Here is a 19054-nt window from a genome sequence, read left to right on the forward strand (position 1 = left end):
AGGGCGAGCAAGAAATGAGAGACATCGGTCAGCCGAAACAACTTAACGATAATCGACGGTATTTATTTCCGGCCGATAATGTTGTTTTAGATAATTTCGTAGTCCGTTGATGGTGTTGGGCGCCCATTGACGATTAACCAGGTTGACCAACCAAACTGGCAGCGCGCCTTTGGGGTCGGCCAGCATCATGATTTCCAAGGCCGTTTTGTTTGCCGCGAGCGCCCTTAATTTTAGGTAACTTTTTAGTAAATGTCCCCTGACGATATTGGGCCGGATAGGCTTTTGCTCATGTTCTACCGATGCGAGATCGAAGATTATTTGTTGTCGGTCGTCTGAGAGTCGGGTGGTGATTTTGAAAACGAAATCACGGTCGTTGAGGGACCAGGGAAGATGTTGCCGATTGTAATCGATGCGAGTAGTCGGTCCCAGTATTTCGACGATATCGGCTTCGACCATGCCATTGATCCATTGGTCGGCCTTTTCGATGTCGGAAAGGACCGAGATAATGTCGGTCATCGAATGATGCAAAATGTCCACGCCTTTGAAAGCGACCAAGTCGAGTCCCTCGACGCGGCCGGCATACACCTTGACGTTGGAGCCCACGTCGATTTCCGACCAGTCGATTTGGTAAGCAGATGCGTCGAAACTGAGGGTCGCGGATAGCACGAGTTGAATGAATCTGATTGGCATGGGCATGACACTAGGTATGTTGAAACAAGACTATATCCGTTGCCGGTATCCAGTCAATAACCCTGAATTTTACGGGTCTCTTTTTCGGTCGCCGAAAGCAAAGCGGCGGAATGCAAGTATTCCGCCGCACTATGATGCAATGCCGAGATAGGTTAGAACGGCGTGCAAAGCTCGCCGACAACGGCCAGTTCGATACAGGCTTTCGGCACGGGATCGAATGTGACGTTGCCGCCGACCAGGTTCCTGTCGTTGACGATCATCGATACCTCGCCGTGCAAGCCGCTGTTGTTTAAAGACAGCAACAGATCGGTTCCGGCATTAAAGTCGATGACCGGAAAGCGTTTCAACACTTCTTCGGCCGATAGCAATACCAGGTTGGCGGCTTCCTTGCTGACGATCAAGGCGGCGACTTTCGGGTCCATTTCGACCGGGAAGGTTTCTGTCGCGGCTTCGAGCAATTTCAACGCATATTTGGCAACTTCGAGTGCGGCCACAGCAGTCAGTTTTGTTGCTTCCAGGGCGCCGATAGCCGTGTAAGCGACACTGATTTGACCGTATTTATAGGTTTTGTAGGCGCTATAAACACCCCACGCCCAGGTTTTTTTATACCATGGCTGGCTCTTATACCAATTGTATTTATTAGTAATCTGTTTGCGGTACGTGCTGATTAGGTCGTATTGATAATTAATGGCCGACTGTATCCGGTTGACTTCGTATTGAGCGGCCGACAGCGCGTCTTGGGCCGTTTGCAGGTTTTGCGCATGTCTTTCGCGGCGTTCGACGACGGCGGCGATCTCGACATCGATCAGTCTTTGTATGTCATTGACTTTGTCTCTGGCGACAGCGACCGCGTATTGGGCATCGCTCAAGGCGTTGGTGATTTTATCCAGCGGCAGCATGATTTTGCTGACGCCCGCCAAGGCCGGCCCGCTGCCGGAGATTTCGCCGCTTAACCCGATCACCGCCAACGGCGTGCTGAATTGGCCGTTGATATAAAATCCCTGTTTGCTGATTTCCAGTGTGGCGGGCGAGATGCCGGTTCCCAGCACCATAATTTCGCCGGACATTTTGATCGAAGTGTCGGCAAGATTGGCGAATGGAAGATAAATTTCGACATCGGTGGACTTGTTAAGCTTTATCGCCGGATGGATGCTGGCGCTGGTTTTGCCTTTCAGCCAGATGCCTGCGGCGCCGATGCGCATTTCGGACTGATTCAGGACGATGTCGTTCAGCTCGACGCCGATCAGGTTCGACAGGAACTTGGGTGAAAAGCCGAATTGGCCTTTGGCTCTAAGATAACTCAGGTGAGGGGAGGCGCTGCTGATATAGCCGGATAATTGGGTTTCGTGGGTCGGTTTAATCGGAACCCAATCGGGCAGAAACGACGTATCCGGTTTCTTGATGCCGCTGAAAAAACCGGTTTGTTCGTCCGCGTTGACGACGACCCCGGCGCTGGCCCGGGCGAGATTGAAATTAAAGTGCAGCAAATTGGGAATCAGGTCGAAATTGACCGCCAAGTCGCCGTTTCCGGCCTGGGTGTAACCCTCTTTGCCGATCGAGGTGACGATTTCGCCGTTCAGTTCGAAGAATTTGTATAAAGGCATGGCGGCATCGACGAACAAATGGCCTTTGATATTGCCGACGACATTCGGTAAACCCCAGATCGTTTCCATCCGCAAGGGGATACCGCCTTCGCTGGACCAGGCCAGCTGGTTGAGTTGAGGCAACGGAATTTTGTCGATCAGATCGCTCGCGGAGGTATTATCGGTACTGTCCGCGGGGAGATTTTTTTCGCTATTCTCCTGTTCGGCCCATTGCATGGCTTGTTGCATGCCTTCCTTGAAATCGAACAGGGAATCCGAAGACAGGTAAAAATAGGGCTCTTGCGGATCGAAGACCAGTGTAATGCTGCGATCCCCGGGGACGGAAAAACCGAAATTCTCGTTGTCGCTATTGAGCAACTGATTCAAAGGAATATCGAACGACAAACCGCTGGCGAAATGGAAAAACAGGTAAGCGGGTTGTTTGATATCCGTCGGGTCGCCTTCCGGATCTTTCGGGTTTTCCGCCAGCGGCAGCGGTTTTTGTCCCGAGGCCAGTAACGATTGCAGGGTGTCGCGGCCAACCAGTCCGACCGCGGCGACAGGCCGGGCGGAAGCGCTGCCGTTGCCGAGCAGGGGAATCGCGGGGAAGGGCGCCTTGGCGGTGCCGTAGACTTCGTAAGCGATTTCAGAACCTTCCGGGTTTTGCTGGAAAATCAGGTCGGCATCCAACAGATCGACCGAGCCGGCCGGCGTGGTGACGATCAAATCGCCGGCCATTTCATAACGGCCGTCCGCTTCCCGATAAAAATGGTCGACCGCGGCACTGATGCTCAGCGAGGAATGAATTTCGATGCTGCAATAATCGATGTCGCAAACGATACCGCTATCGGCCAGGGAATCGGTGGCGGCAAACAGGTTCAAGGCCAATGAAGCCGGTATCGCCAACAGTGTTTTGTTCAGGATGGAATGTTTCATTGTAGGTCTCCAAAAGTTGGTCGGCATTGCGTTTCTTCGCAACGTGGCTACATTCTGGTCGGAGACCGCGTTTCAAGGTATGGGGTGATTCCCCCATTTTGCCAATTAACTTATTGGTCTGGATGATTGGACGGAAAGCATGGCGAAGATGACCGCTGTGGCCTCGGGATTGAATAAGTCGGGGCGATCCGGGGAAGAGCAGGCAATGTGGGGGGGGGAGCTTGACAACTAGCAGCTTAACGCTTACTGTCATTCCCAATATTATTCAGGCCGATCTGCCCGGTTTGTCGGTTGATATCAACTTATCGGTGAAAATCGACCTGACAATCAATGGTTAAGTTACTTAAAAATATCAAATAGGAAGCTTATGCGAGGAAAAATCGATCAGTGGAAAGATGAAAAAGGCTTTGGTTTCATTACTCCTGACGATGGCTCGGAAAGAGTCTTTTTTCATATTTCTACTTTCAAAAGTCAGGCAAGAAGGCCGCAAGTCGGTGATAATGTTAATTATGAAGTTAGCCGTGATTCTCAAAATAGACTAAAAGCTCGGGCAGTCGGTATCGAAGGCATCGCTACATATTCAAATTTTCAGAATAAGCGTAAAGCAAAAAATATCGAACCACCTAAAAAAAATGTTTTTGATTATTTATTCATTTTTGTATTGTTGGTTTCTTTAATTGCTTTTGGTTTTGTTTTTTTCAAGTCACAACGTATTGAAGACGCGGTGCCAAGTGGTATTCCTGCATTAGTAGCAATCGTTTTACTGAATCGACAGAAAAAACCAAAAGATAAAATATTTAGTTGTTTTCGCTGTAATAAAGTTGCAACGCATGATGCCAGAACAATAAAGGCTTGGAATAACGGTTTCCTAAAACTTTATTGTAGCTCGTGTCATAAGCAATGGCTTCTTGATAATCCTGCTCAAGTCGACCGTTCTAATTTAAGTCGTTCTGGAGGTTGTTTTGGAGTCTTAATGATTCTTGCGTTAATACCAGTTTTTGCGGGAGTAGGTTTATATCAATGGTTGTCTTAAAGCCGTCACTTAACCAACTGGTCAATTTGACGTTAAGCTACCAAGATTGGCGCAGTACGGTAGGTGCGATTAGCCTAGCGTAATCGCACGAATGTTATGATTACGTTCTCCGATTACGCTTCGCTAATCGGAGCTACGGGCTCCACGACAATCATGAAAAAGTTCAGACGCTCAATCATTCTGTTCGGCATGATGCTGTCTTGCTTATCGATCTTCGTGATCACGAAACCAATGTCTTGCTGGGGACCGGTAGTTCTTATCAAACCTCCCTGGCGAGACGAAGCGAAAACGCACTAACAACCAAATAATTTCAGGCATGTTCGGCAAGTGACGGTGTCCGTCTTCTTTTTCGAAGGTTTTATCTGACGAGAACGATTAATTGAGGTTAAAATTCTGGCATATTAATAAGTTGGATTTATTAGCGGGCTGATATATTCTTTAATACAACCAAGCAAACGGGAGATAGACCATGGCCTATGTAAGCATCGATGGAGAACAATACGAGAAGGAGCTCCTGGATTTAGCAAAACATCACACGACTGGAGCCGGTGAAGGTAAATTGTCCAAGGATGAAGTGGCCGACCTTTTCAAGTCCGCCAATGACGGGAAGGGAGTGACCGACACCGAAAAAAGGACTCTTGCCTATATCCGCAAGAATTTCGCATTCACGGATGCAGCCGCCAAGGATTTCGATGAGGAATATGCTAAGTTATAAACGATAGACCGCATCAAGCTGTTGACGTATTGATGCCGAGATTCGGTCGTTCTGAAAATATATTCAATCGGAGAGTTCAAGGTCCGATTCATTCGTATTAGCTCGCTGAGAGCCGGCTCAAGACAGGCATAGGCTGCTTCGTATCAAGCCGATTGCGCGAATTCGGCGACCAGATCAGGTTCCTGCAGGTTGTGGTGACGGAAAGTTTGTCATTACAACCGGGGTAAACACCCCATTGTCATTTCTTCGCTTTCCCCCTACAGTATTAACTCTGTCCGCTGATATTGGCCGGATCGATTAACCCTTCGCGCAATGCATAGGCGAGCAATTCTACGAGCGAATGAACATGCAATTTTGTCATCAGGCTGGTGCGGTGCTTATCGACGGTTTTGGGGCTGATAAACAGAAGTTCGGCCATTTCTTTGTTCGTTTTGCCGGTGACGATCATGTTCAGAATTTGCCGTTCGCGCGCCGTCAACGACTGCGCTGCATCTTGTTTTTCCATGGCTTGGAGGAAGGGGTCGGCGATGTAGCGGCCGCCGCGCAGGATCAAGGGCAGTTTTCGATACAGCTCGTCCAGCGACGCTCCCTTGTAAAACATGCCGTCGACGCCGGTTTCGAGCAGATTGCACACCAACCCTCCGCCGTTGCTGCCGGTGACCACGACGATGCGGGTAGCGGGGCTCCAGCGTTTGATTTCCGGGAGCACTTCCGTGCCGTCGGCGAACGGCATCGCGATATCGAGCAACAGCAAATCGGGTTTATGAATTTTCACTTCGGCGATGGTATCGATGCCGTTAGCGGTTTCGGCGACGACTTTAAGGCCCATGCTTTCGACCATTCCCGGCGTTTCCAGCGCGGTGCGCAGACCCTGTCTGACGATTTCGTGATCGTCGGCGATAATGGCGCGGTATGGCATGTTTAAGGGTCTGGTTTTCATCACGGTTCGCCGCTTTGCGTGTTGGCTGTATATTAGCATATTGCTTATACTCGGCAGCCCGGCTTTTGCCGATTCGGCGATGCCCTTGCCGTCGGCCAGTCAACGGATCACCGAATTTCGCTATCTTCATGACCCGGACGATACGCTGAACCTGCAGTCCGCACTCAATCGGTTTCGGCAAGGGCAATATCAGACCGTATCGGGAGAAGCCTTCAATATCGGCAATTCGGACGATGTTTATTGGATTTTGCTGTCCGTCGATCATGATGCCGCAAAAACTAAAACCCGCCGCCTGGTGTTCGGCGCGCCTTTCGTGCCGCTGCTCAATGCCTATTTGTTGACCGAGCAGGGGGCTGTCACGCTGCTTAAGCACAATGGCCGGCAATCCTTTAGCCGTCGCGTCAACAAGCGAATAAAACTCAACACTATCGCCTTTACATTACCCGCCCGCCAGCAATCGGAATTTTTGCTGCAATACCGGCCCAGGGGAGTGAGCTTTCTGCCGATCTCGTTAGTGATGGATTCGGCATTCGTCAATCAGGTTCATCTCGAAACCGTTCAAGCCGCGATCTTTTATAGTCTCAGCTCTACGCTGATCGCGACCTTTTTCTTCTTCGGCATCGCCATGCGCAGCCGCATCGTGTTGCTTTACGGGATCCTGTTTCTGGAATACCTGTTTTTCCTGGCGATAATAGAAGGCTATGCCTTTAAATATGTGTGGCCGGACTGGCCGCAATGGAATCTGTATTCCGGCTTGGTGATGGCGTTGGTTTTCTCGGCATCGGGCTTTCTGCTGTCGTCGCTGGCCGTGGAAAAAACGGCTATCCATAAGCCGTTTAAGGGTTTTTGCCGGTTCATGGCAGTTCTGTGCCTGTTTATGTTGTTGCTGATACCGTTCAGCGGCAATGTCGCCATGATGACGGTCAATTATATCGCCATGATCCTGATGTTGGGCTCTCAAGGTTATTGTATTTATTCCTGGATGTCGCGAAGCAGCAAACGCAATATGCTGGCTTTTTACACGGCCTTGCTGCTGATCGCGGCGACTTGCTATGTATTTACGCTGTTTCTGGACAGCTCGGCGTTGTCGGAATGGATGGTCGTGTCGTTAAACCGGGGTATCTATTTATTGGTCAGTTTAACGACGATGGGTACCTTTGCGATCCATTTGGGCGGCCTGCGCAACGATCATGAACAAGCGCTGCAGAGGGAATTGGAAAGCGCCAAACGCGATGCCGAATTGAACCGGGCGTTGTTCGAGTCCGAACAACGCTATTCCCAGGCCCGGGAGCTGGCGAATAAACGCCAACAACAATTGGCCACGGCCTCGCACGACATTCGGCAACCGTTACTGTCGTTGCGTTCGACGATGGATGTGATGGCGCGGGAACAAAGTCCGGATGTACGCCAGCACCTGCACGACGCATTCGGTTATATCGAACAGTTGTGCAACCAGTATTTGGCCGAAACAAGGCCTGCGGCCGAATCCAGAGCGAAAGTCGAACTTTATCCCCTGGCCATGATCACCGATTCGGTGGGTAAGATGTTTCACCAGGAGGCGAGCGACAAAGGGTTACAATTTCACGTCATGCCGTGCTCGGTCGAATTATCGTGTACGCCGATGCCGCTTATCCGCATCGTGTCGAATTTTGTCGCCAATGCCATCAAACATTGCGCGCCGGGGACGAAACTGTTGCTCGGCTGTAGGCGGCTATCCGACCGGCTGCGGATCGACGTTTACGATAATGGCTGCGGTATTGCGCCGGAGGCTTTGTAAACGATACTCGAGCCCTACCGCAAAGGCGACGATTCGGTCGGAGAAGGGTTGGGATTGGCTATCGTCAAGGAATTGGCCGCTAGCAATGGCTGGGAGATTGCGGTCGATTCGATTTTAGGCAAGGGGTCTCGTTTTTCGATTATCGTGCCTGTTTCTCAGTCGAGCGATAATCAGTGACGATGCGGGTTTCAATCTTTGTCTATCCATTCACCTTCAATGACTTATTCTTCAGTTTTTCGCTATCGAGTTGCCAGCTGACTTTGATGTTGAAGCGTTGTTGGTTGCCGTCCTGGGCGGCGCTGACCTTCAACTGCATCAGTCCTTCGGGGTGAAACACAATTTCGTCGTCCTCGTCGCTGAATTGTAGTTCGCCTTTGCCGATACCTTCGCTGATGGCGTTGAGGATTTTTTGGATGGTTTTGGCGTCCTGGATCGATTCGTGCTGGAAACTTTTCTTGCTTGGTTTCATGATAAAGCCGGTGGTTGGAATACTTTGATATAGGGATAATCGGTGCTGATGGCGAGTACCCGGCCCTGCGGCTGGAAGATCGTCACGGCGGCGCCGTGCTGCCAGCCGATATTTTCTTTTTTCCGGGTGTTGCGGTCGACCGAGGCGTCGCATTCGAAATTGACCATGCCCTTGCGCAGCATGATGCGTTGACCGTAGCGCATGTTCTTGTGGCCATGGACGATGGCGTGGATGCCTTTTTGCCGCAATTGTTCGACGCCTTGCCGGGTCATCGGCCGGTCCACGTCGCGGTATTTGGTGCGGATGGTATTGGCGAGGGGGCCGTAATAGAAGGTGAACATTTCATCGTTAAGATGCCGTTTGAATTGTTGGTTCAGGTGTTTGACGCCTTTTTTATGGATCAACCGGGCGACGCTGTCGTCCAGTCCGGCATGAACGAATAAAAAAGAGCCTTTCTGCAAAGCCAGGCGCATTTTGTCGAAGTACCAGTAGAATTCGCCGTTTTTATGCAGGAACAATTGCTGCCACTTCCGAGCGGCGGCATAGGCGATGCGCAGGTCCAGGCCGGCCTTGTGCAGGTCTTGCTCGAAATCGGCCAGCTTTTCGCGCAAACGCTTCAATTCCTTGTCGATGGCTTTGCTTGGCATGATTCCTTCGGCCTGAGTCGGAAAGGTTTCGAACCATGTTGCGGAAGGGTACAGGCGCCGGCGGCATTCCTCTTCGTCCGGGATATCGTGCAAGGCATCGTCGCCTTGTAAATAGTGTTGGCGGATTTCCCGTAGAAACGGCATGGCCTTGGCGCCCATGCGCACGAAAAAGTGTTCGCTGTTCGGGTCCTTGCTCATGTCGACCGAACGCAGCCCCAATTTGATACGGATATCGTGATTGCCGGCCAGGATATGCACTCGGGCGCCTTTTTCGATCAGTAGACGGATGCAGCGCAGCAGTCGCAGATTGCTGGGGCCTTTGTCGAAACAATCGCCGCCGATGACGAAGTGGGCCTTGCGGCCGTTCCGGGTCAGTTTGAACTGATGGTCTTTGGGGCCGGTTTTTTTGATGCCCCCGGATGCGACCAACGAGGCTAGGAAAGCATCGGTATCCGCATGCAGGTCGGAAAAGAACAGGATCGGTGCTTTCGGCCAGATCCAGGGATATTCCTGCTGCGATTGCGCCAGTTGTTGCTCCAGTCCGGCCGGGCTGTCCTGATCCTTGTCCGAGGAATGCAATTTACCCAAAGGCCAGTTTTGCGCTTTGGTCGGCAGGTCGGCTTGTATCCATTTAAGGCCTTTGTATTTGGGTAGGTCGAGAGGGTTACGCATGGCGTTAATCGATGTGGTTTTCGCTTTGCTGTCTGATTTTCCAGTCCCCGCCGATATGGGACCAGCTGTCATCGTCGTGCAGTTCCAGTAAAACGGGGCGGCAATGATACATGCTGAGGCGGGCGATTTGGTCGTATTTCAGTATGCCGAGGTGATGGGCCGCATGGCGGAAGGCGGCGCCGTGACCGACGATGACTTTGATTCGATCGCCCCGGTTTTGCTGGCGCATTGCCCGCATTTCCCGGGCCAATACCTTGGCGACACGTTTGCCGGCTTGCATCAGCGATTCGGCGCCGGGAAAGGGCAAACGATAATGGCTGTTGGACTTCCAGTCGGCCGGCGGCTCTCGGTAACGCGGATCGTGGCGAAGGATGTCGGTTATTTGTCCCATGCTGAGATTGGCGGCGGCGCCGACGCAGCGTTCGGCCAACTCCTCATGTTGCTGCACGCCGGCTTCCATGTCGGGCAGGTTTTCGCCGATGATCGTGGCGGTCTGCCAGGCCCGCAACAGGGTCGAAGAGGCGATGGCCGGGTCAATCGGGCAATTCAGTTGCCGGCTGTGTTGTTGTAACAACTCGACCGCCCGCACCGCCTGAGCCATGCCCTGCTCGGTCAGCGCAAAGGGTTGATGGGCGCTGGGCGTATCGGGCAATTGGCGATAGTCGCCGTGCCGGATCAGGGCGGCAATGCTGCGCGGCATTAATTTTTACCTTGGCCCAGAGCGGCTGCTAGCGCGGCAAACATCGCTTGTAATGGCTGTTGCTCGATTAACAGGGTCGCTTTCTTCAACGTAAACCATTCGCGGTGGCGGTGGCTCTCCTCCCATTCCCTGTCGCCGATGAAGTCGGTGACCAGCATCGGAAAGACTTGTACGGTACAAGTGCCTCCCCATTTTTGGTATTGATAGCAGCCCAGCATTTGCTCGCTGACGATGCCGCGCACGCCGGCTTCCTCCCAGGCTTCGTTGGCGGCCGAGGCATGCGCCGAGCAGCCCGGTTCGATGATGCCCTTGGGGACGACCCAGTGGTTCTTGCCGCTGGAGGAAATCAATAGGAGCTGCAATTCCGAATTCTTAATCCGATAAGGGATGACCGCCGATTGCGAATAATAATAAGCGGGCCTCAAGCGTTGTTCCAGGCCGGCAATGCCGTTGAACGGAAAGGTTTCGGACAGGGTCGAAGCGCGGGTGATGGAAGTCAGTTTGGCTGTGCCGGGTTTCAGTTCGCTCCAGTCTTCCGGCATCTTCAGCACCGCCAGCGTGGCGGTGGGCAGCAGTTTGCCGTCTTCCGGCCGTTCGATGTCGCTGCCGTGCAGATGCAACAACAATTCCTCCAGCCCCGGATTGTGACCGACCAATAAAACGCGATGGCTATGCGCCGGACAGTCGGCCAGCACCGCTTGCAATTGTTCGATGTCCGCTTCGTAGATGCGGGCGTCATAGTGGATATGTTGCCGGGTCAGGCCCATCGCCTTGGTCAGCTTGGCGGCGGTATTGCTGGCCCGTTCCGCCGGCGAACTGATGATGTAATCGGGCACCAGGTTTTGTTGCAGCAGCCACACGCCCATGCGCTGGGCGCCGCGTTTACCGCGTGTTTTCAACGGTCGGTCGAAATCGTCCGCGTCCACGCGCCAATCGGATTTGCCGTGGCGCATTAACAATAATTGCCTGTTCATTGTCCAGTCTCCCGAATAATATGCTGATGGAAGAAGTCCTGCAACGCCTTGAAGTCGACGCGTCCGGTCACTTCATACACGGGAATGTCGCCGAGTTCGGCCAGATAGGCGGCCTCGTTCGGTTTTTCGTCTCCCGTGAGGAAGCGGCCGTCGTTCTGTTGGTAAAAGGGGCCCGGCGATTTCATGATGGCCGCGAGCAGTTCCCGCCGTTCGCTCAGATTTACCTCAGTCGCTTTGGTCGCTTCCTCGCTGTCGTGTCTCCAGTTTAAAACAATAAACGCTTGCAGGGGAGTCCTGTCGGCGATGCGGTCTTTGCCGTAGCAATCGTCGATATCGACATCGTATTTGTCCTCGAGTTGCCAGAGTTGCTGTCTGGGCAGGGCCAGCAGGTGTTGTCGTTGACGTTCCGGAATCAGTTTGTGCAGGCGCGGGTTGTGGACGATGGTGCCGGGATTGATGCGCGGCAGTTTGGCAATACCGACGGCGTCGATGCTGTGTTGCCGGCGACGGATGAACAGGCGGTCGTTGGTCAAAAAATCGATGTTCCGGTCTTCCAGCAAATGCAGCATGAAGGTGGATTTGCCGCCGCCGGAAAAGCCGGCGATGGCATAGGCCCGGTCGCCCTTAACCACCGCCGCGGCATGGCAGATCAGCCAGTTTCGATGCTGTAGCCGGTTCATGATCTGGGCATTGATGAAATTGATGACCTGGTTGGGATAGGCCAGGCAAGGGCCTGCCGCGATGCAGTCGGACTCGCTTTGCAGAAACAGCATGCCGGTGCGGACCTTGCGGATCAGGCGGCCGCCGGTAAAGTCGAAATAGGCGTCCTTGCGCCCGCTTTTGCCGGCTTCCCGTTTCCAGTCGCGAAACGGATAGGGCAGCTGGACTATCGGCGACTCGATGGCCTGAACGGTGATATCCGTATCCGTGGCGTCACAGAGAAACGGGTGGAAATAATCGCGTAATACGCCGAGCAAGGCGGCGGAATTGCTCAGCACGGTAACGCGGTAGCCGGCGCATTGCAGTGTCAGTTTGGCGGCATCCGGTCTCGCATCCCGCAGCAAGCGTGACTTTACAGTCGTTAATTCCATATCAGCGGCCGATGCTGGCGATGACATAATCGCTATAGAGATCGGCCACGTTCAGGTCGAGGCCTTCCTTGGCGCCGCGAAAACCGCCAAACGCGGACACCTCGAACACGAACGCGCCGTTTTCGGTCTCGGCCACGTCGACGGTGGTATAGGTCATGTCGAACAGACTCTGCGCCCGCCGCGCCAGGGCGATGATTTCAGCCGACGGGTTGGCCGGAGCGTAGCTGCCGCCGCTATTGATCGTGGTGTTCCAGGATTTGTTTTTGCTGACCCTGGCATAGGCGCCCAGATATTCGCCATTCAGGAACATCAAGCCCATGTCTTGGCCGCCTAGGTCCATTTTCTGCTGAATGTACATCATCGGGTTGTCCGCCTTGAAGTTTTCGATCGCCTTGCGGATTTTATTCTTGCCGTCGGTTTCGCTGATCACGCTCATGCCGCGCGCCTTGGTGGAATAAAGCGGTTTGAAAATGGCGGAACCGAATTCCTGCACGGTGGCGATGGCTTCGTAGATGTCTTCGGTCACGCGGGTGGGCGGCATCGGTATGCCGGCGTTGCGCAGGCTTACCGTGCAACTGAGGCGGTCGATCAAGCGCAGGATGCTGGCCGGGCGACTGAAGACGGCGACGCCGGCGTTTTCGGCCACGCGCAAAAGCTCCAGCCGGTCCAGCGTGTTCGGACAATAATTGGCGCTGATTTTTTTGATGATCAAGGCGTCCAATTGGCATAAATTCCAACCCTTGTAGAAAAGCTCCTGTGTCGCCAGGTTCAGCGTGACCTGATTCATATCGATCACCAGTCTGAAACCGGTTTTCGCGGCGACGGTGTCGGCCAGGGTTTCCGTGGACCATTTGCCGGGCAGGCCGACAACGCCTATTTTTAGATTAGCCAAGAAAAAATCTCCTTGATGGGTACGTGGTAAGTGCTGGAATGTTTGCATTGCAGCACCTGTTCGAGCAAATAACGGGAACGGTAAAACATCGCCCTGGCCAGGGTCTTGTCCAGCGTGAATCGGGTCGAGGTCGCCAGCGATCTCGCCAACCCCAGCGCCAGGCGCAGTTCGAAACTGGCGTCGTTACGGCGCTGGGCGAAGTCGGCGGCGAAACGGTACATGGCCAGATTGACCTTGAGCACCCGTTGCCGGTGAAACTGGTCCAGGGCCTGCAGCCGGTAATTGGAAACCATGAATACCGAAACATCCTGGACATAATCCATGAAACGGGAACGGTGCAGGTCGATGAAGTTGATCTTATTTTCTAGCGGATCGAAGATGATGTTATCGGTGTTAAAGTCGCCATGGATATAGACGGAAAAAGGGGCGGCGATTTTTTTCTCCAGCTTTTGGCAGCGTTTCACCAGCTTATCGAATGACGGCATGGCAATGCCGGCGATCAGGCCGCGGCTTTGTTGAAACGCCGGGTGCAATGCATAGACGTCAGGCAAACGCTTTTGCAGTTGCAGCATGTAGTGGGCGTTGAAATCCTGTTGGCGTAATGTCTTCCGCCAAATATCGTGCAGGGTTTCGGTCAGTTGAGTGAGCGCTTTTTTCTGTAGTTTATCGGAACCCTGCAGCAGAATATTTTCGAAGGTGGTGCCTTGTAAGTGTTCGATCAGCAACGCGGCCGAGCGCCCTTGTTTGCGATAAGACAGAATTTTCGGCGCGATGCCCGGATAGATCTCGTGCCAGTTTTCCACGCTTTTTTGCTCTTCCTTGAGTTTGTGTTTTTTGCCGTCCTTGAAGATCGCGATAACGTCGTCTTTGTCGGTTTCGCTAATGCCGGAGACGGCCGATCCGGATCGGGTCTCGGCGATGGTTTCGACGATCAGTTTGTTGCCACCGCTTTTCTGCAGATGGTCGACGAAGCCGGACAGGGAAAGATAGCGGTCCATCGTAATCGGCTGCCCGAGGCAAGCGGATAAAATCGTTTCGCTGATTTTCAGTAGCGTGTTGCCCATATGCTTGATGCTTTGCAACACGAATAACGACGAAACCAGGTCGTCGTTATGTTTTTTGTCATTCAGCGAGGCGCCGCAACGTTCGAGCAGTTGTTGACAGTGTTTGTCCAAAGCGCGTTGCGCCTCGCCGATTTTAACGGCCAGCTGCGTGTCGCGATCGAATAGCGCACGTTCGATCAGGCTGATACCCAGAGCGACACGATCCAGCAGTTGGATCGATTCGTCGCTACAGAGACTTTTTCGGCTCGTCAGTTGGGCGACATGATGGTTGCAATCGCTGCACAGCTCGGCGATCCGTTCCAAGTGGTTGGCGATATGGTCGACCGCGCGCAACACCAGACTCTCGCTTTCGCTATTAGCGGTTTTCTGCATTTGTTGATAACAGGCGTTATGAATGCGCGCCTTCAGGTTGAAGATATAACCGCCGCGATCCAATAATTCGGCGGCGGAACCGTCATGGTTTTGGGCAATGTAATTTTGCAGCCCGACAACCTGGTTACCGGCTTCCGCCAGCAAGAATCTCAGGTTGTTACGCAGGCTTTTGCTCAATTGGGGCTTCAATGGTCTGCCTTTGTAGCGGTTCAACCGGTAGCCAGTTTCGGCAGGACGTCGCTCAGAAAATCCGGTGACAGCTTGTGCTGTGACAACTCATTGATAGCGATCCATTCGATCGCGATCTGGTGTTTGTCGGGTTTGCTGCCGTTCTGCGGAACATAGCTATCGGGAACGCGGCAGCGGAACAGGATTTCCAATTGATGGCGGGTATGCGGTTCGGGCAGTTGTTTGTGTTTGAAATAATCGCTGATGTGGACGACCTTGTCGGGCAGGACCCGAGTCGCGATTTCTTCCAGGCATTCGCGTTGTAGTGCTTCTTCTAGGGTTTCGCCGGTTTCCTGCGCGCCGCCGGGCAGGGTATAGCGGATTCCCTGGTGCTCATCCAGTTTTTTCTGCAATAGCACTCGGCCGTTTTTGATGATGACGGCGCGTACGGTATTGCGGATGGTGGGATAGAGGTTTTCCATTGATTGCCAGCGTTATTGTGTTTTTAGGTCATCATAACATGGCGCCTCTAGGCTAATTATGACAATGATAGATGGCTTATTGTTCGCGCAAAAATTCTATGATAGTGGCGGTCAACGCGGATTTTTCTTTCGTATTGAAGATATGTTGGGCATGGGCCCTGCCTGGCAGCAATTCGAGCCGCTTGGGCGAGGGCGCCCGTTGGTATTGCGCCTTGATCGATTTGATGCCGGCTTCTTTCTCGCTGGCGATATAAAGAATCTTGCCGGCATTTATTTTTTCGGGATTTGCGATCGAGACGGGGGATAATGGCAATAGACGCGAGATTTCTCCCTTTTGCGCATGCACGGCCGCAGTGCCGGCCGCTCCACCGCCCATGCTGGCGCCTAAGACCGCGACCTGTTCGATGTTTTTTTGCCGGTGCAGATAACGCATGGCGGCCAGGATATCCTGGAAACGGTCGCTTGCTCTGCCGCCGCTTTTGGATTTTCCGTAGCCACGAAAATCGATGGCCAGGGCGCCAATTTGGTTGGCGCTCAATTGTCCGGCTAATTCACGCCAACTCGTCTTGTTGAATATCGCGCCGTGGGCGAGAACCACAGCCATCGTTCCACTGGCAGGATAGTAATCGGCATGAATGGTGCCGCCGTCGGCGGTGCCGAAAGATACCATTTCAGGAGTTCGAGAGGTTGCGCAAAGGCTGGTTGAGAGTAATGCCAGGATGGCAAAAATAAATAATTTCATAATTTTTCCACGAGTTAATAACCAAGTTATTTACTTGGTTTAAATATTAGTATATTCTGAATAATAGGATGACTGATTGGTTTGGCCGATCATTTGTTCTTCACTAAGGAGGTTCTGTCAATTCAACAAAACTAGCAAAGGTTGCCATGAAAACAAAAAATTTACTGATTGCTACTATTTTATTCACCGCCGTAAACAGTGTTTACGCCACCGAGTCGAAGGATATCGTGTCGGACAGTCACCGACGCTATAACGAGACGATGAACCCGCGGCAGAAGGAATATCCCAACCATTTGGGATTTAACGATCTGCACATTCAGGCCATCCGCCATTTGCCGCCGGATACGCACCATGTTCATGACCCGAAATTGCAGACTGTCGTACATCATCATTGCAAGGCTTATGAAGACCAGACCATGCTGTGCCTGATGTTTCATACCGGTATGAAAGACCAGGACAAGCCGATCGGTTTCGAATACATCATCACGACCGCACAATTCAATGGCCTACCGGAAGAAGAGAAAAAATATTGGCATTATCATCGGACCGAAGTGCCACGGGCTCATGCGACTTTTCCCGATTTGACCGCGGAAGAGGCGGCGGCGATTTTACCGGCTATCAACGAAACTTACGGTAAGGTGATTTATTTTAAAAAGCCGACCGACAAGTTTCCTTTAGGCCAGCCTTATATTCTTGTTGTTCAGGATATGCCTGAGCAAGAATAACCCCCCCCTCTTGATGTGCCTTCGGTACATCCTCCGCCGGCGGAACTTGATTAACCCCAGGCCGCCGGCTTTTTTTTGGAGGCGCTTATGCACATTATCTTACTGCTTGGAGTGTTGCTGAGTGGATCGGTCGACGCCGATAACCAACTGGGCCTTCCGCCACTCGAGATTCCTGCCGATAATCCGCAAACGGCGGATAAGATCGCCCTGGGCAGGGATTTTTTTCATGATGGCCGTTTCAGCAGCGACGGCTCGATCAGCTGCGCCAGTTGCCATCGACCGGACAGGGCATTCAGCGATGGATTGAGTGTCGCCGAAGGAATTGCCGGGCAGCGGGGCTTGCGCAATACGCCGACCATCATCAATGCCGCTTTTTATCGGAGCTTGTTTCATGACGGCCGTGCCGCCAGCTTGGAACAACAGGCCTTGGGGCCGTTGCTGAATCCAATCGAACACGGTTTGAAGAACCGCGAGCAAATACTGGCTGTCGTTAAACGGGATAGCGATTATCGGCGCCGTTTAATGCGGGTTTTTGCCATTACCGAACAACAAATAACGGCGCGGCATGTGGCCAAGGCGATCGCCAGTTACGAACGGACTCAGATCGCCGGCAATTCGCCATTCGACCGTTATTATTTCGGCCGCGATCGCAGCCGTTTAACGACCAGCGCAGCTCGAGGCCTGCTGGTGTTCCGGCGCAAGGGCAATTGCGCCAATTGCCATGAAATTTCGATGAACCACGCCTTGTTCAGCGATAATCGCTTCTACAATATCGGTATTGGTTCCAAACAGCTGTCGCCGGTCATCGATGAGTTTGTCGAGGCTTTACGCCAGGGAAAAAATTCCGAACAATATCCCTTGACGGCCAAACAACGCGCTGAGCTGGGGCGTTTTAATGTGACCAAGGTGGTCGCCGATATCGGCAAGTTCAAGACCCCCAGTTTACGCAACGTAGCCTTGACCGCGCCGTATATGCATGACGGCAGTTTGCAAACTTTGGAGGAAGTCGTCGATTATTACGATAAAGGAGGCAATAACAATCGATTCCAGGATCCGGCCATATTTCCATTGCATTTGACTGAACGGGAAAAAGCAGATTTGATTGCCTTCCTGCATTCCTTGAATAGTATGCCCGATAATCCAGGTTTACCTTAGTAAATGCTGCAGCTATCCGTCCTGGATTTTTTCAGCGTTCGATCAAGGAAAATGCGATTTTTCTTTTCCTGATTTTTTCTTCCCGCAAGACTGTTTCGCTTCGTCGCTCTATGTGATAATACCGGGTTTAGTTTTTGCAAACGATTCACACAGCCGGTCAGACAATGGACGAAAACAAAAAGAAAGCGCTCGGTGCGGCGCTAATGCAGATTGATAAACAGTTTGGTAAAGGTTCCGTCATGCGGATGGGCGATGTGGTGGCGAGTCGAGACATCGAGGTCGTTTCCACGGGGTCCTTGTCGCTGGATATCGCCTTGGGTTGCGGAGGGTTACCGCGCGGCCGGATAGTCGAGATCTACGGGCCGGAATCATCCGGTAAAACCACATTGTCGTTACAAACCATTGCCGAAATGCAAAAGTTGGGCGGAACGGCGGCCTTCGTCGATGCCGAGCATGCCTTGGATCCGATCTATGCGGAAAAGATCGGCGTTAATGTCGACGATCTGTTGGTTTCGCAACCCGATACCGGCGAGCAGGCATTGGAGATCACCGACATGTTGGTGCGCTCGGGCGCCGTCGATATCGTGGTCGTCGACTCGGTTGCGGCGTTGACGCCGAAAGCGGAGATCGAGGGCGAGATGGGCGATTCCCACATGGGCTTGCAGGCGCGGTTGATGTCGCAAGCGTTACGCAAACTGACGGCCAATATCAAGCGCTCCAATACCCTGGTGATCTTCATCAACCAATTGCGGATGAAGATTGGGGTGATGTTCGGTAATCCGGAAACCACGACCGGCGGTAACGCCTTGAAATTTTATTCCTCGGTGCGGTTGGATATTCGCCGCATCGGCTCGATCAAGAAAGGCGATGAAGTCATCGGTAACGACACCCGCGTCAAGGTCGTCAAGAATAAGGTGGCGCCTCCTTTCAAACAGGCCGAGTTCGAGATTCTGTATGGCGAAGGGGTTTCTTTTTACGGAGAATTAGTGGACCTTGGCGTGCAATACGGTTTCGTTCAAAAAGCCGGTTCCTGGTACAGCTACGGCAACGAAAAAATTGGTCAGGGCAAGGACAATGCCAAACAATATTTGAAGGATAATCCGGACAAAGCGAAGGAGTTGGAAGGCGCCATCAGGGCAGAGGTATTTGGCAGCACTAAGAAAACCAAAGAGGCCGAGTCAGCCGAAAACCAAGAGACGGATTCCGATTGAGCCGTAAGTGGTTTTT

Annotated in this window: 17 protein-coding genes and 1 pseudogene; 6 read left to right on the top strand and 12 right to left on the bottom strand. The window is 52.6% G+C overall.

Features of this window, described 5'->3' with window-relative positions; all coding sequences use genetic code 11:
* Nucleotides 1–42 precede the first annotated feature (42 nt).
* Nucleotides 43–690, bottom strand: a complete 648-nt coding sequence (locus tag EP25_RS0119395; RefSeq protein ID WP_031435385.1) for an START domain-containing protein — start codon at nt 688–690, stop codon at nt 43–45.
* A gap of 152 nt (nt 691–842) precedes the next feature.
* Nucleotides 843–3209: a hypothetical protein gene (locus tag EP25_RS0119400; protein WP_031435386.1), complete on the bottom strand. Its 2367-nt coding sequence runs from the start codon at nt 3207–3209 to the stop codon at nt 843–845.
* Nucleotides 3210–3576: 367 nt separating this feature from the next.
* Between EP25_RS0119400 and EP25_RS22670 the strand changes: the two genes are divergently transcribed.
* Together EP25_RS22670 and EP25_RS0119420 are read left to right on the top strand one after the other, a co-directional pair.
* Complete coding sequence (locus EP25_RS22670) at nt 3577–4242, top strand: cold shock domain-containing protein (RefSeq protein ID WP_051906919.1); 666 nt, start codon at nt 3577–3579, stop codon at nt 4240–4242.
* A gap of 469 nt (nt 4243–4711) precedes the next feature.
* Complete coding sequence (locus EP25_RS0119420; RefSeq protein WP_031435388.1) at nt 4712–4957, top strand: hypothetical protein; 246 nt, start codon at nt 4712–4714, stop codon at nt 4955–4957.
* Nucleotides 4958–5222: 265 nt separating this feature from the next.
* Here EP25_RS0119420 and EP25_RS0119425 read toward each other — a convergent pair whose 3' ends face one another.
* Complete coding sequence (locus tag EP25_RS0119425; protein ID WP_031435389.1) at nt 5223–5897, bottom strand: LuxR C-terminal-related transcriptional regulator; 675 nt, start codon at nt 5895–5897, stop codon at nt 5223–5225.
* A gap of 79 nt (nt 5898–5976) precedes the next feature.
* On the opposite strand from EP25_RS0119425, the pseudogene EP25_RS0119430 reads away from it, so the two are divergent.
* A pseudogene (locus EP25_RS0119430) lies at nt 5977–7851 on the top strand (sensor histidine kinase).
* A gap of 22 nt (nt 7852–7873) precedes the next feature.
* On the opposite strand, the gene EP25_RS0119435 reads toward EP25_RS0119430, so the two are convergent.
* The 9 genes from EP25_RS0119435 to EP25_RS0119475 all read right to left on the bottom strand — a co-directional run bounded on the left by EP25_RS0119435 (nt 7874) and on the right by EP25_RS0119475 (nt 15947).
* A complete protein-coding gene (locus EP25_RS0119435; RefSeq protein WP_031435391.1) occupies nt 7874–8143 on the bottom strand; it encodes an amphi-Trp domain-containing protein in 270 nt (89 codons plus the stop codon).
* On the bottom strand, nt 8140–9534 hold the full coding sequence (locus EP25_RS0119440) for a metallophosphoesterase (RefSeq protein ID WP_084191106.1): 1395 nt from the start codon (nt 9532–9534) through the stop codon (nt 8140–8142). The genes EP25_RS0119435 and EP25_RS0119440 overlap by 4 nt, the downstream gene beginning before the upstream one ends.
* Nucleotides 9467–10162, bottom strand: coding sequence for a histidine phosphatase family protein (locus EP25_RS0119445; RefSeq protein WP_031435393.1), 696 nt, complete (start codon nt 10160–10162; stop codon nt 9467–9469). The genes EP25_RS0119440 and EP25_RS0119445 overlap by 68 nt, the downstream gene beginning before the upstream one ends.
* The gene (locus tag EP25_RS23655; RefSeq protein WP_200875059.1) at nt 10162–11136 is read right to left on the bottom strand and encodes a histidine phosphatase family protein; all 975 of its coding nucleotides are present in this window, start codon (nt 11134–11136) and stop codon (nt 10162–10164) included. Before EP25_RS23655 ends, EP25_RS0119445 begins: the two co-directional genes overlap by 1 nt.
* Nucleotides 11133–12227 (bottom strand): HprK-related kinase B, encoded by a 1095-nt coding sequence (locus EP25_RS22215; protein WP_036300802.1) that lies wholly within the window; start codon nt 12225–12227, stop codon nt 11133–11135. The genes EP25_RS23655 and EP25_RS22215 overlap by 4 nt, the downstream gene beginning before the upstream one ends.
* Before the next feature lies 1 nt (nt 12228).
* Nucleotides 12229–13119, bottom strand: coding sequence for a GAK system ATP-grasp enzyme (locus tag EP25_RS0119460; RefSeq protein ID WP_031435396.1), 891 nt, complete (start codon nt 13117–13119; stop codon nt 12229–12231).
* Nucleotides 13107–14744 (bottom strand): aminoglycoside phosphotransferase family protein, encoded by a 1638-nt coding sequence (locus EP25_RS0119465; protein WP_152555690.1) that lies wholly within the window; start codon nt 14742–14744, stop codon nt 13107–13109. The genes EP25_RS0119460 and EP25_RS0119465 overlap by 13 nt, the downstream gene beginning before the upstream one ends.
* Nucleotides 14745–14764: 20 nt before the next feature.
* Nucleotides 14765–15205: an NUDIX domain-containing protein gene (locus EP25_RS0119470; protein ID WP_031435398.1), complete on the bottom strand. Its 441-nt coding sequence runs from the start codon at nt 15203–15205 to the stop codon at nt 14765–14767.
* A 76-nt stretch (nt 15206–15281) separates the two neighbouring features.
* Nucleotides 15282–15947 carry an alpha/beta hydrolase gene (locus EP25_RS0119475; protein WP_084191108.1) on the bottom strand — a complete coding sequence of 222 codons (666 nt, stop codon included), beginning with the start codon at nt 15945–15947 and terminating at the stop codon, nt 15282–15284.
* Nucleotides 15948–16093: 146 nt separating this feature from the next.
* On the opposite strand from EP25_RS0119475, the gene EP25_RS22675 reads away from it, so the two are divergent.
* From EP25_RS22675 to recA, 3 genes are all read left to right on the top strand, one after another.
* Nucleotides 16094–16672 carry a DUF1264 domain-containing protein gene (locus EP25_RS22675; RefSeq protein ID WP_031435400.1) on the top strand — a complete coding sequence of 193 codons (579 nt, stop codon included), beginning with the start codon at nt 16094–16096 and terminating at the stop codon, nt 16670–16672.
* Nucleotides 16673–16759: 87 nt separating this feature from the next.
* Entirely contained in the window at nt 16760–17827 is a 1068-nt protein-coding gene (locus EP25_RS0119485; protein WP_036300805.1) for a cytochrome-c peroxidase, read from the top strand.
* Between the two features lie 164 nt (nt 17828–17991).
* Nucleotides 17992–19038, top strand: a complete 1047-nt coding sequence (gene recA, locus EP25_RS0119490; RefSeq protein WP_031435402.1) for a recombinase RecA — start codon at nt 17992–17994, stop codon at nt 19036–19038.
* Nucleotides 19039–19054: the final 16 nt, after the last annotated feature.

Origin of the sequence: Methylomarinum vadi, from assembly GCF_000733935.1 — a bacterium.
GTDB lineage: Bacteria > Pseudomonadota > Gammaproteobacteria > Methylococcales > Methylomonadaceae > Methylomarinum > Methylomarinum vadi.

What these genes read in the sequence shown, in the direction of transcription:
- EP25_RS0119395 (WP_031435385.1), bottom strand. Translation starts at nt 690, where the DNA reads ATGCCAATCAGATTCATTCAACTCGTGCTATCCGCGACCCTCAGTTTC.
- EP25_RS0119400 (WP_031435386.1), bottom strand. Translation starts at nt 3,209, where the DNA reads ATGAAACATTCCATCCTGAACAAAACACTGTTGGCGATACCGGCTTCA.
- EP25_RS22670 (WP_051906919.1), top strand. Translation starts at nt 3,577, where the DNA reads ATGCGAGGAAAAATCGATCAGTGGAAAGATGAAAAAGGCTTTGGTTTC.
- EP25_RS0119420 (WP_031435388.1), top strand. Translation starts at nt 4,712, where the DNA reads ATGGCCTATGTAAGCATCGATGGAGAACAATACGAGAAGGAGCTCCTG.
- EP25_RS0119425 (WP_031435389.1), bottom strand. Translation starts at nt 5,897, where the DNA reads ATGAAAACCAGACCCTTAAACATGCCATACCGCGCCATTATCGCCGAC.
- EP25_RS0119435 (WP_031435391.1), bottom strand. Translation starts at nt 8,143, where the DNA reads ATGAAACCAAGCAAGAAAAGTTTCCAGCACGAATCGATCCAGGACGCC.
- EP25_RS0119440 (WP_084191106.1), bottom strand. Translation starts at nt 9,534, where the DNA reads ATGACAGCTGGTCCCATATCGGCGGGGACTGGAAAATCAGACAGCAAA.
- EP25_RS0119445 (WP_031435393.1), bottom strand. Translation starts at nt 10,162, where the DNA reads ATGCCGCGCAGCATTGCCGCCCTGATCCGGCACGGCGACTATCGCCAA.
- EP25_RS23655 (WP_200875059.1), bottom strand. Translation starts at nt 11,136, where the DNA reads ATGAACAGGCAATTATTGTTAATGCGCCACGGCAAATCCGATTGGCGC.
- EP25_RS22215 (WP_036300802.1), bottom strand. Translation starts at nt 12,227, where the DNA reads ATGGAATTAACGACTGTAAAGTCACGCTTGCTGCGGGATGCGAGACCG.
- EP25_RS0119470 (WP_031435398.1), bottom strand. Translation starts at nt 15,205, where the DNA reads ATGGAAAACCTCTATCCCACCATCCGCAATACCGTACGCGCCGTCATC.
- EP25_RS0119475 (WP_084191108.1), bottom strand. Translation starts at nt 15,947, where the DNA reads ATGAAATTATTTATTTTTGCCATCCTGGCATTACTCTCAACCAGCCTT.
- EP25_RS22675 (WP_031435400.1), top strand. Translation starts at nt 16,094, where the DNA reads ATGAAAACAAAAAATTTACTGATTGCTACTATTTTATTCACCGCCGTA.
- EP25_RS0119485 (WP_036300805.1), top strand. Translation starts at nt 16,760, where the DNA reads ATGCACATTATCTTACTGCTTGGAGTGTTGCTGAGTGGATCGGTCGAC.
- recA (WP_031435402.1), top strand. Translation starts at nt 17,992, where the DNA reads ATGGACGAAAACAAAAAGAAAGCGCTCGGTGCGGCGCTAATGCAGATT.